Below are 12712 nucleotides of genomic sequence, written 5' to 3'. Positions count from 1 at the left end.
AATGAACGGCAGTCACCCGCGGGTGGCCGTGGCGGCACCTAATGCAGCTGCTGCTGAGGCCGGGGTGCGGGTGGCTGCTGAGGGCGGCAACGCGGTGGATGCTGCGATTGCGGCCACGCTGGTCACGATGGTGAACGAGATCGGGGTGGTGTCGCCGGCGTCGGGTGGGTTTGTCACGTTGCAGGTTGCGGGTGGTGACGCGGTCACCATCGACGGCTGGGTGGAGATGCCCGGCCGCGGCCTGCCGACGGACCGGTTCGGCCGCGGCGTCTGGGACATCACCACCGACTACGGCGGCGGTACGACGACCACCGTCGGCCACGGCTCCGTCGCCACGCCGGGCGGGATGAAGGCCCTCGACCTCGCCCACAGCCGCTCCGGCAAGGCACCTTGGCGCGAGGTCGTGCAGCCCGCGATCGACGTCGCCCGCAACGGTTTCCCGCTGAGCCGGACCTCGGGCTACTACCTCGGCTACACCCACGAGATCATCTTCGGCTGGCACCAGCCGAGCCACTCCGTCGTGCACGACGAGGACGGCGTCGTGATCAAGGCCGGCAGTACGGTCGTGATCCCGGAGCTCGCCGAAGCGCTGGAACTGATCGCCCGTGACGGCGCCGAGACGATGTACACGGGCCAGCTCGCCGAGCTCCTGATCCACGACATGGCCTCGAACGAAGGCATCCTCACCGCCGCGGACCTGGCCGCGTACGAAGCCGTCGTACGTCCGGCGCTTGTCGTCAACCAGAACGGCTGGCGCCTCGCCACCAACCCGCCGCCCGCGGTCGGGGGAGTAGCCGTCGCCGCGATGCTCGCACTGCTCGAAGGCGTACCGGCCGACGGCAGCTGGCGGCAGTCCGAGCTGGAGCGCTTGGTCGACGTCCAGTACGCCGTACTCGGCCAGCGGCTCGCCGAGCTCGACCAGGAGGACGTGCGCAAGCTGGAAGGCCAGAAACTGCTCGACCTGGCCGCGGCCGGCGACCTCCGCGCGCTGACGTCACCGAGTACGGCGACTGTCTCGGTCGTGGACGACGAGGGCGACGCGTGCGCGATCACGGTCTCGTCCGGCTACGGGTCCGGCGTACTCACGCCTGGCACCGGGATCTGGCTGAACAACGCGCTCGGCGAGCAGGAGCTCCTGCACGGCGGCCCGCACAGTCTCCCGCCCGGCACCCGACTCACCTCGAACATGGCCCCGAGCGTCGCCCGCCGCGACAGCGACGGCGCCGTCCTCGCGATCAGCTCGCCCGGCTCGGACCGGATCCCGACCGCGCTCGCCCAGGTGTACGCGCTCTACACCCACGGCGGTCTGCGGCTCCGCGAGGCCGTCGAGCACCCGCGGCTGCACGTCCGCGTCCGCGAGGACGTGGTCGTCGACTACGAGGACGACCTGCCGGTGTCCGGCTCGACCGCGTTGCCGACCCGCCCGATGCCGCCGCACTCGATGTACTTCGGCGGCGTCGCGGCCGCGCTCTGGGAGCCGGCCGACGGCCTGCTCGCCGTCGGCGACCCGCGCCGAACCGGTGCCGTGGCCATCTCCCCCTGATCACGCTGATCGAGACTAGTAAGGTCAGGTCACCAGGATCCGAAAGGCAGTCGATGCGGGACACTCACCCCGAGCTCTCCGTCGTCGTACCGATGTACGACGAGGAAGAGGTGCTGCCGATCTTCTTCGAGCGGATGCACCCGCTGCTCGACGGCCTGGGGATCACCTACGAGCTGTTGGTCGTCGACGACGGCAGCCGGGACAAGACTGCGGCGCTGCTCCTCGACGCCGCCAAGGACTGGCCGCAGCTCCGTGTCGTCCGCCTGCTCCGCAACAGCGGTCACCAGGCCGCCCAGTCGGCCGGCTTCCGCCGCGCCCGCGGGCAGTGCGTCGTCACGATCGACGCCGACCTCCAGGATCCGCCCGAGGTCATCGCCGAGTTCCTGCAGGCGGTCCGCGAGCAGGACGTCGACGTCGTGTACGGCGTACGCTCCGACCGCTCGAGCGATTCGTGGGCGAAACGTACGTCGGCGCGGCTCTACTACCGGTTGATGTGCCGCCTGGTCGGCAAGGACATCCCGTTCGACGCGGCCGACTTCCGGCTGGTGACCCGCCGGGTCGTGGATGCGGTGAACGCGCTTCCCGACGACGGCCGGGTCTTCCGCCTGGTCATCCCGTGGCTCGGCTTCCCGAGCGCCGAGGTCAAGTACGTCCGGGCGGAGCGGGCCGCCGGTACGACGAAGTACAGCTTCTCCAAGATGGTCCGGCTCGCGTTCGACAGCGTGACTGCGTTCTCGGCGGCGCCGCTGCGGCTGGCGACCTGGCTGGGCCTGCTCGGCGGTGGGATGTCCGGGCTGTTCGTGGTCGGCGCGTTGGTGATCAAGCTGACCGGCCGGAGCATTCCCGGCTGGACGTCGACGGTCCTCGCGGTCAGCGTGATCGGCGCGATCCAGCTGTTGTGCCTCGGGCTGCTGGGTGAGTACGTCGCCCGCTTGTTCCAGTCGAGCCAGCGCAGACCGCAGTTCCTCGTCGGCTACGACAGCCTCACGGACCACGGGCACCAGGAGCCCATTCACGAGAGCACCCAGTCCAAGAGATGAAGCGGGCTGCCCCGTGGCTGCTGCCGATCCTGGTGGCGGTCGGTGGGTTCATATCGCTCGGCGACGTCGGGATCGGTCCGGTCCTCAAGTACGTCGTCTACTTCGCCGGAGCGATCGCGCTTCCCGGCACACTGCTGCTGCGGGCCGCGTGGCGCAGTACCGGCAACTGGGCTGAGGATCTCGGACTCGGGTCGGTCGTCGGGGCGACGTGGCAGTTGATCGGCTGGGCGATCTTCACCGCCCTCGGCTGGCAGCGCTGGCTGATCGTGTGGCCGGCGCTCGTCCTAGTCGGCTTCGCTCTTCTAGGAAGGCAGTACTTCCGGATCGCCGAGCCGAGACCGCTACCGGTCGCGTGGGCGATCGGGTTGGCGGTGTCCGCGGCGGTGATGGTCGGCGCAGCCACCTTCGGCGTGATGGCGTACCACCCGATGCCGCCGTACGGCGAGGCGTACTACCCCGATCTCCTGTACCACCTGTCGATGGTGCAGGAGCTGACCCGCACGGTGCCGCCCGAGATCCCGCAGGTCGTCAACGAGCGGCTCGAGTACCACTGGTTCGCCAACGCCGACATGGCCGCGGCCGTCGACGTCACGCGGCTTACCCCGATGGTCGTGCTGTTCCGGCTCTGGGTCCTGCCGTGGCTGGTCGTTTCGCTGCTCGTCTGCGCGACACTCGCCCGCACGGTCAGCCGCACCTGGTGGACCGGCGTACTCGCCGCACTCGCGCTGGCTGCGCCGCAGCTGTTCCTGCTGGTCGACACGAGCGTCAACCTCGCACCACCAGTCAGCCTCCTCAGCCCATCCCAGACCTTCGGCATGGTCGCGGCTGTCACCGCAGCCATCCTCCTCATCGACCTCCTGTTTCCTCGAGGAACCGCGCTCGGACGTCAGAAGTTGTGGGGCGGGGTCGTGGCGGTGGTCGTGGCGGGAGTTGGGGGTGGGGCCAAGCCGACCGTGTTGCCGTTGCTGGTGGGAGGGGTGGGGCTTGCGGCGTTGTATCTGCTCGTGACGACACGGCGGTTGCCGTGGCGTTTGATCGGTACGACGGCGGTGCTGCTCGTCGTCGGGGCGATCACCTTCCTGACGGTGGCCGGCAGCACCAGTGGGTCGCGGCTGCAGTTCCTCGCCGTACTGAAGTCGCTGCCCGTCTACACCGCGGCCACTGGCGACAAGACGCAGCCGGGCGACGGCGGACTGATCCTGCCGGCGCTGGCGCACGGCGAAGTGATCGGAACGCTCAGTCTGCTGCTCGGACTGCTGCTGACTCTGCAGGCGATGGCCTGGGCCGGATTCGGCGTCGTGGGACGGAAGGACCCGGTCGCGTGGTTCCTGCTCGGCGCGATGATCGCGGGGTGGGCGGGCTACCTACTGATCGACCACCCGTCGGTGAGCGAGTCGTACTTCGTCTACACCGCCGCACCGTTCAGCCTCGCCGGAGCAGGCTGGTTCGCAGCAACCAGTGCACGCGCCTCTGGTCGCCCGGTCCCGATCGCGATCGCTGCCTTCGTACTCTCGATCGGTTATGCCTGTCTGATCGTCTGGGCTCGTGGTGTGCCGGCGGCGTCGACCGGTCGCCAGTTGTGGCTGAGCACCCGGATGTTGCTCGTCGTTCTCGGCATCACGCTCTTCCTGCTGCTTGTGTGGCGCCTGACATTGAGACAAGCCGGTGGCGGCATGTTCGTCGTACTGGTGCTGCTCTCGACTGCGCCGATCAGCTCCTTCCTGCAGAGCGCAGTACGCGGTGACACGGAGAAGGCACCGACATACCGGGCCGCGCGGTGGTGGGTGTACCCGGATGAGGCCGCTGCCGCGCTCTGGCTCGGGCAGAACTCCGCGGCGACCGATGTGGTGGCTACGAACACCTGGTGCCGTCCGGCGGGACCGCTCGCGCCAGGATGCGACGCCCGCGGGTACCTGGTCAGCGGGATCGCCGGACGCCGCACGCTGATCGAGGGCTGGGCGTACACGAACCAGGCGATGGCCAAGCAAGGCGACGGCGGCCGCCGCTACACCGAGCAGCCGTCACCGTGGCCGGACCGCGTCGCCCTCACCAACCTGGCCCTCACCGCACCGACCGCCGAGGTGCTGCGAAGGCTGCGCGACGAGTACGGCGTTCGCTGGCTGTACGCCGACGCACGCAACGGACCCGTATCACCGGCGCTCGACCAGCTCGCCGTACGACGACACAGCGTCGGCAAGATCCTGATCTACGACCTCGGAGAGTGATTGTCCCGTAACATTGGGTCCGCGCAGACCGTTAACGTCTACGCAGGCCCGCCCGCCACGCGGCCGCAGCAATGCACCTGAATTGCTCGGGAGGGCGGGACACATGCGGGCAACCCGACCGGGGGCCATTCTCCTTGCCACCGGCCTCTTGAGTCTGGGCATCATCACCGCGACCGCCTACCAGGTGCCGACGGCACCTTTCACGGACAGCGCCAGCACCGTGATGCCCGGCTCGGGGCTCCGGCAGACGATCAGCGCGAGCGGGCTGACCGAGCTCGGCGACCCGTCGACGGCCGGTTTCCGCACCGCCGGGCCGACCACCTACCAGCCCGCGATCGGCACCGACGCCCCGGCGCAGGACGTGGTGGTGAACACCGGCGACTGCGCGTCCACCGGCGGCTGCGGCGACCGCGGCACGGTGACGATCGCTTTCTCGCAGCCGGTCCGCAACCCGGTGCTGCACCTCGGCGGCCTCGGCGGATCCGTCACCCGGACCGTGAACGGCAAGCCCACCGCGCAGTCCGAACTGCACTCGATCCTGAAGCTCACCACCGCCGGCCTCAGCCTCACCAAGGTCGGACAGGGCAACAACCTCGCGGTGACCAGCGACACGATCACCGCCGCGGACCACGACGCCGGCCCGAACTGCGTGAACACCAAGTCCCCGTCCGGCCTCGACGCATCCGCGACCGCTGCCTGCGGATCGGTTCGTGTGAACGGTGTCGTCACCAAGGTCAGCTTCGACGTGTCGGCGCTGTTCACGAAGCATCCGAAGCTGCCCGCGTTGAACAACGGGTCGTCCGGCGACGCGTTCTCGATCGTCGCGTCCGCGCCCGAGGACTTCGGTGACGCACCGGCGTCGTACGGCGCGGCCTGGTCGGTGCTGAGCGACGTACAGCTCGGCAAGGACGTCACCGAGGACAACGCGAGTGTCGCGAACGGCACGACCGGGCCGGCCACACCGGATCAGGGCGACGACGGTGTCGTCTTCAAACCGCTTCGCACCAACCAGACGACGTACACGGCCGACCTGCAGCTGGCCGGTACGTCGAAGGCCGGGCGGGCGTGTGCGTGGATCGACGTCAACGGCAACGGAACATTCGACTCGGGCGAGCGGGCCTGCGCCCCGATCGCCGCCAAGCAGACGACGGTCACCCTGCGGTGGGCCGAGCTCGCTCCCAAGGCCGGGGCCTCGTACGCGCGGGTGCGGGTCGGGTACACCGGCGCGCAGATCGAGAAGCCGACCGGCGCGGCCGATGCCGGCGAGGTCGAGGACTATCCGTTCGCGATCACGCCGCCGCCTCCGCCGGTCCTGACCGACGATGCCGCGACGACCGGGTTCAACACGGCGGTCGTCGTACCGGTGCTCGGCAACGACAAGCCGGGCGACCCGAGTACGCCGCTCGCGCCGGCGACCCTCTGCCTCGTCGACGGTGCCAAGTGCGTGCAGATGGTGAACGTCGTCGGCCAGGCGAAGTACGTCGCCAAGCCCGACGGGACTGTCCGCGTCGAGCCGGTGCCGGGCTTCGTCGGTCCGGCCAAGCCGGTTGTGTATCGCGTTGCCGACAGCAACGGTACGGCGGCCACCGCCAAGCTGACCCTCACCGTGTCCCTCCCGGATCGTCCGGTCGCGACCTCCGACACGGCGACCACGCCGCAGAACGTCAGCGTGGCCGTCAAGCCGCTCGCCAACGACCACGCGGCCGCGGGCGTGCAGCTCGTGCCCGGTTCCGTCGTACTGCGTGATCCGGCCGACGCCGCGTTCAAGAAGCAGGTCGTGATCGCGGGCGAGGGCGTGTACGTCGTGAAGCCCGACGGGGGCGTGGACTTCGTCCCGCAACCGCAGTTCACCGGCGTCGGTACGTCGATCGGCTACCGCGTCACCGACACCACCAAGCAGACCGCCGAGTCCACGCTCACCGTCACGGTCACGCCGGTGACGCCGACTGCCAACGGTGACTCGGTCTCGACCGCGTTCGATACCGACGTCGTCGTACCCGTCCTCGACAACGACCTGCCGGGCTCGCCCGACGCGCCGCTCGTGCCGGCGGCGTTGCGGCTCGTCGATCCGGTCAGCAAGAAGCTCGTCGACAAGCTGACGATCGCCCAGCAAGGCACGTACCTGGTCGCCGCCGGCAAGGTGACCTTCCAGCCGCTGCACGGCTTCACAGGTGTCGGTACGCCGGTGACGTATCAGGTGCTCGACAAGAACGGTACGGCGGCGCGCGCCGAGCTGACCGTCTCCGTCGCCGCACCCGGCCCTCCGGTCGCGAACCCGGACACGATCGCCACGTTGCAGGGTCGTTCCGTGGTGGCCGCCGTCCTCGCGAACGACAAGCCGGGGCCGACAGGTGCCGCGCTGAAGCCCGGGAGCGTGCGTCTGCTGACGTCCACGCAGCCTGTGCTGTCGCTCGTCATCGCCGGCCAGGGCAAGTACTCGGTGAAGTCTGACGGCACGGTGCTGTTCGAGCCGCTGCCGTCGTTCAGCGGCACCGCGACCGCTGTCGGCTACCAGGTTGCCGACAGCAACGATGCGATCGGGAAGTCGACGTTGACCGCGCGGGTGGCCAAGGTGCAGCCCGACGCGTCCGACGACACCACGGGTACGGCGTACGACACGAATGTGAGCGTGCCGGTGCTGGCGAACGACACGGCCGGCGACCCGTCGGTGCCGCTGGTTCCGAGCACCGTGCGAATGATCGACCCGACCACGAAGCTGCCGACCGCGACCCTCGTGATTCCGGGACAGGCGACGTACACGACGAAGGCGGACGGGAAGGTCGAGGTCGACCCGCTGCCCAAGTTCACCGGCGCCGCGACGCCGGTCATCTATCGAGTCTCGGACGTGAACGGTACGACGACCACGGCAACGCTGACTGTCACGGTCGCCAAACCGCCCGCGCCGACGGCCGCACCCGACACCGCGACCGGCAAGCAGAACCTCCCACTGAAGGTCACGCCGCTCGCCAACGACAAGGCAGGCCTCGGGACATCACTCGATCCGCGCAGCCTCACGCTCGTCGACCCGGCCGACGGTTCGCTGAAGAAGCTCGTGAAGATCCCGGGGCAGGCCGACTACCAGGTCAACCCGGACGGCTCGGTCACCGTCGACCCGCTGCCGGGCTTCACCGGTACGGCGACCAAGGTGACGTACCGGATCGCCGACCTGTTCGGTCAGACCGCGCGGTCGACGATCACGGTCACGATCACGCCGATTACTCCGGTCGCTTTGGACGACGCCGCACGGACGCCATACGAGAAGAGCGTTACGGTGCCGGTGCTCGCGAACGACAAGCCGGGCGACGCGACGGCGCCGCTAGTGCCGGGCAGTCTGCTGCTCGTCGACCCGGCCGACGGGACGCTGAAGGCATCGGTGCGGATCCCGAACGAGGGCGTCTACACGGCGGCCGGGGGAGCGGTTCGTGTGGACCCGGGAGCGACGTTCCGCGGCCCTGGTACGCCGTTGACGTACCAGGTGGCCGACAGCAACGGGACGAAGACGAGCGCTCGGTTGACCCTCACCGTCGGCCAGCCGCCGGTCGCGATCGCCGACAACGCCTCGACGCTGCAGAACCTGACCGTGACGGTGAACGTGCTGTCCAACGACCGGCCGGGCACCGATGCGCAACTCGACAAGCGGTCCGTGGGGCTGAACGGGTCGGCCAAGAAGGTGACGGTTCCACAGCAGGGCACGTATGCGGTGCTGCCGACCGGTTCGATCGAGTTCGATCCGCTGCCGGCGTTCCGGGGCCAGGCGACTCCGGTGCAGTATCGCGTCGCGGACTCGGACGGCAACCTCGCGACCTCGACGTTGAGCATGACCGTCACACCGGTCAACCCGGTCGCGGTCAACGACTCGGCGATCACGCCGTACGGGCAGGCGATCACGGTGAACGTGCCGGCGAACGACAAGCCCGGTGACGCGTCGGCGCCGCTGAAGCCGGCGAGCGTGGTGCTGAAGGACGCGGCCGGTCACTACGGCAAGACGATGACGCGGGCCGGCGAAGGTACGTACGCAGTCGATGCTTACGGCGCGGTGAAGTTCACGCCGGCCAAGGGATTCCAGGGCGTCACGACGCCGACGACGTACCGGATCGCCGATGCCAACGGCACGACGGCGGAAGGCCTGCTGCTGTTGACGGTCGGCAAGGGACCGAAGGCGGTCGCGGATGCGGTCGGAACCAAGCAGAACGTGACGGTCACCGTCGATCCGCTGGCGAACGACGAGCCGGGGACGGGCGCGCAGCTCGATCCGGCGACGCTCCAGGTGTACGGCGCGACGTGGGGACCGAAGGCGGTGATCCCGGGGCAGGGCGTGTTCACGGTGAAGTCCGGGAAGATCACGTTCGACCCGGAGCCGGCGTACCGCGGGATCGTGTCGGTCGCGTACCGGGTCAGCGACACGACCGGGAACAAGGCGAGCGCGTCGGTCACGGTGACGGTCGCGCCAGTGGTTCCGGTGATCAAGGACGACGTCGCGACCACGCCATACGAGGCCGCGATCACGGTCGCCGTACTGCTGAACGACAAGCCCGGCGATGCGAGCGCGCCGCTCGTCGCGGGCGGCGTACGGCTGATCGACCCGGTGAACGGCGATCCGCTAGCAGTGCTAGCTGTGCCGGGGGAGGGGACGTTCACCGTGCAGCCGTCCGGTGCGATCCGGTTCGCGCCGGTGGACGGGTTCGCGGGAGCGGCGGTCCCGGTCGGGTACCAGGTTGCCGACCGCAACGGCACGATCGGATCCGGTTCGTTGACGATCACGGTGCAGGCGCGTCCGGTCGCCGTACCGGACGAGGCACGGACCAAGCAGCACGTCGCGGTGACGATCGACCCGCTCGCGAACGACAAGCCGGGGCCGGGCGCGACGCTCGACCCGGCCTCGGTGCTGCTGGTCGGTCCGGGTGGCGCACTGGTCGACCGGGTCGTCATCACCGGGCAGGGCACGTACGCCGTTGCGAGCGGCAAGGTCACGTTCACCCCGGAGGCGACGTTCACGGGCACCGCGCGACCGGCGACGTACGACGTCAAGGACAGCAACCAGAACTCGGCCCGCGCGACCATCACCGTGACGGTCGTTCCGGTGCGGCCGGTTGTCACGGACGACAGCGCGGAGACGGCGTTCGGTACGGCGGTCGACGTGAACGTGCTGGCCAACGACAAGGCCGGTGACCCGTCGGCGCCCCTCCGTCCGAGTTCCGTCGTACTGCGGGATCCGGCGGACGGCAAGGAGAAGAAGTCCGTGACCGTGCCGCACGAGGGCACGTTCGTGGTCGGGACCGCAGTCACGTTCACGCCGGCGAAGGACTTCGTCGGTACGACGCGTGACTTGGTCTACCGCGTCACCGACGCGAACGGTACGTCGGACACCGCGCTGCTCGACGTGACGGTCGCGGGACCGTTGCTCGCGAAGGCCGCACCCGATACGGCGACCGGTACGCCGGGCAATCCGGTCGCGGTGAACCCGTTGCTCAACGACAGCGGCACGATCAAGCCGAGCTCGGTCTGCCTGCGTACGCCGGCCGGCACGTGCGCGAAGAGCGTCACGAACGGCGCGGGCACCTGGTCGGTCGGCACGGACGGCACCGTCACGCTCAAGCCGGTCGCCGCCTTCACAGGGACCGCGAAGGTCACCTACGAGCGGACCGACGAAACCGGCGAGACGGTCACCGCACCGGTCAAGTTCACCGTCGGCGCCGAGCCCACCGACAACCCCCGCACCCTCAACCGCGCCGAACTCCCCCCAACCGGCGGCCCGCCCGCCATCATCCTCACCCTCGGCACGCTCCTCGCCGCCCTCGGCGCAACCCTCGTAGTCCTCGCCCGCACCCGCAAATAGCCATCTTTGGGCCCCCACCAACCATTTCCAAGCCTCGAAAATGGTTGGTGGAGGCCCAAAGATGATTAGAGGTCCAGGACGAGCGTGATCTCGTCGCGGTAGTCGGTCGGGGATACGCGGATCGCGCGGGGGTGGGTGCCGACCACGCGGTAGCCGAGGGGGCCGTAGAACTTCTCCAGGCCGAGGCCGCTGCGGATGGTGAGCTGCAGTTGCTCGAGGCCGAGGTCGACGGCGGATCCGCGCAGACCTTCCATCAGGATCCGGCCGGCGCCGGTGCCCTGGCACTCCGGGTGGACCATCACCCGCAGCACCGTCCGCCAATGCGCTTGCAGCGCGCTCCCGCGGTTCACCAGCATGCCCATCCCGACGTACCGCTCACCGTTGTGGAGCACGCCGAGCAGGTCCACCCCCGCCGCGATCCGGCCGAGGGCGCCGTCGAGGTTCTCCGCGATCTGCTCGACCGGCGCCGGCGCGGTGTACCCGACCGCGCCGCCCGCGTTCGTGGCCGCGACCCAGGTGTCCAGCAGATCCGCCCGCAACCCCGGACCGAGCGCCTCCTCCGGTTCCGTCACCAGGTATTTCACAGCACCTCCATCTGCGACTGAGTTGCAGATAGTCTACGGTCGGCTCACTGGACATGCTCCAGCTTGTCCGGGTTCCGAATCAGGTACAGCTCGCTGATCAGGCCGTCGTCGGTCTTGAGGAACGCGACGGTGTCCGGCTCGTCGCCGTCGTACGCGATGTAGGCGATCTCGCCGTTCAGCGTCCCCATCCGGATCTCGAAGTCCGGGTTCTCCGCGATCACCGCGAACAGCCAGCGAGCGATCTTCTCCGCGCCGTGGATCGGCCGGAGCGCGGCCTTCTTCTTCCCGCCGCCGTCGCTGATCAGTACGGCGTCCGGCGCGAGCAGCGCGACCACCTGGTCGAAGTCGCCGGATCCGGCCGCCTGCATGAACCGCATCGTCAGCTCGTCGTGGCGCGCCTTGTCGACGTGGTGCCGCGGCTGCCGCGCGTGCACATGGCCGCGGGCCCGGTGTGCGAGCTGTCGTACGGCGGATTCGGACCGGCCGAGGGTGTCCGCGATCTCGTCGTACGGCAGATCGAAGACCTCGCGGAGGACGAACGTGGCGCGTTCGAGCGGCGAGAGGGTCTCGAGTACGACGAGCATCGCCATGCTGACCGAGTCCGCGAGCTCGACCGCGGCCGCCGGGTCGTCATCGGTCGCCAGCGGCTCGGGCAGCCATGGGCCGACGTACTGCTCCCGCCGGGACTTCTGCTCGCGTAGCCGGTTCAGCGCCAGTCGCGTCGTGATGCGGATCAGGTACGCGCGTGGGTCGCGGATGTCGTCGTGGTCGATGGCGGACCAGCGCAACCACGCCTCCTGGACCACGTCCTCGGCATCGCTCACACTGCCGACAACCCGGTACGCCGCTCCGACCAGCACGGACCGGTGCTCGGCGAACTCGCTCGCCAGCTGCTCCTCGGTCACTGGACCGGCCTCAGTTCACAGAACTCCTTGTAGCCCTGGCTGGTGAGTCCGAGGGCGGCGTTGATCCGGGAGCGGTAGTTCTCCAGCGCCGCGATCGCGGTCAGCTCGACCAACTGCTCCTCGCTCAGGTCCTGCCGCAGGCGGTCGACCTGCTCGTCGGTGACCTCCGGCGGAGTGGCCGTCATCGCTTCGGTGTAGTCCATCACCGCGCGCTCCAGATCTGTGTAGACGTCGCTGTCACGCCATCTTGGTACATCGTGCAGCTTCGCCGGATCGACACCCTGGTGATGGAACTCCCAGTACCCGAAGTCCATGCACCAGCTGCACCCGATCCGCGCCGACGCCACCATCACACTCAGCGCCTTGAGCTCCGGATCCAGCGCCTTCCAACGCCCCGCAGTGACCTCCATCAAGGTGGTCGACAGCAACACCCGCCGGTTGTGCAGCGCCACCTTCACCGGATCCGGCACCTTCCGGAACTTCCGCCGGCTGCCCCACTCCACCAACCGCACCACCAGCGACCGCCGATGCACCATCCCAACCCGCGCCATCCCAACCTCCAAGATCCGTCGTACCCCG

Annotated in this window: 7 protein-coding genes; 4 read left to right on the top strand and 3 right to left on the bottom strand. The window is 69.2% G+C overall.

All coding sequences use genetic code 11. The annotated features are described in order from the left end of the window. The first annotated feature begins 1 nt into the window (after position 1). The 4 genes from OHB24_RS00110 to OHB24_RS00095 all read left to right on the top strand — a co-directional run bounded on the left by OHB24_RS00110 (position 2) and on the right by OHB24_RS00095 (position 10644). Positions 2-1543 (top strand): gamma-glutamyltransferase, encoded by a 1542-nt coding sequence (locus OHB24_RS00110; protein ID WP_327636826.1) that lies wholly within the window; start codon positions 2-4, stop codon positions 1541-1543. 53 nt (positions 1544-1596) lie between these two features. Beyond that, positions 1597-2583, top strand: coding sequence for a glycosyltransferase family 2 protein (locus OHB24_RS00105; protein WP_327636825.1), 987 nt, complete (start codon positions 1597-1599; stop codon positions 2581-2583). Beyond that, complete coding sequence (locus OHB24_RS00100) at positions 2580-4808, top strand: hypothetical protein (protein ID WP_327636824.1); 2229 nt, start codon at positions 2580-2582, stop codon at positions 4806-4808. Before OHB24_RS00105 ends, OHB24_RS00100 begins: the two co-directional genes overlap by 4 nt. 103 nt (positions 4809-4911) lie before the next feature. After that, positions 4912-10644, top strand: coding sequence for an Ig-like domain-containing protein (locus OHB24_RS00095; RefSeq protein ID WP_327636823.1), 5733 nt, complete (start codon positions 4912-4914; stop codon positions 10642-10644). Positions 10645-10709: 65 nt separating this feature from the next. Here OHB24_RS00095 and OHB24_RS00090 read toward each other — a convergent pair whose 3' ends face one another. Genes OHB24_RS00090 through OHB24_RS00080 form a run of 3 tightly spaced genes read right to left on the bottom strand, consistent with a single transcriptional unit; the run spans position 10710 to position 12684 of the window. Continuing rightward, the gene (locus OHB24_RS00090) at positions 10710-11228 is read right to left on the bottom strand and encodes a GNAT family N-acetyltransferase (protein ID WP_327636822.1); all 519 of its coding nucleotides are present in this window, start codon (positions 11226-11228) and stop codon (positions 10710-10712) included. Between the two features lie 44 nt (positions 11229-11272). After that, positions 11273-12133, bottom strand: coding sequence for an RNA polymerase sigma-70 factor (locus OHB24_RS00085; protein WP_327636821.1), 861 nt, complete (start codon positions 12131-12133; stop codon positions 11273-11275). Next, positions 12130-12684 (bottom strand): carboxymuconolactone decarboxylase family protein, encoded by a 555-nt coding sequence (locus tag OHB24_RS00080; protein WP_327636820.1) that lies wholly within the window; start codon positions 12682-12684, stop codon positions 12130-12132. The genes OHB24_RS00085 and OHB24_RS00080 overlap by 4 nt, the downstream gene beginning before the upstream one ends. Positions 12685-12712: the final 28 nt, after the last annotated feature.

The organism is Kribbella sp. NBC_00482 (assembly GCF_036013725.1).
In the GTDB taxonomy this organism is placed as follows: domain Bacteria; phylum Actinomycetota; class Actinomycetes; order Propionibacteriales; family Kribbellaceae; genus Kribbella.
The sequence above is the reverse complement of the archived record's forward strand: the minus strand, read 5'-3'. Positions and strand labels throughout refer to the sequence as shown.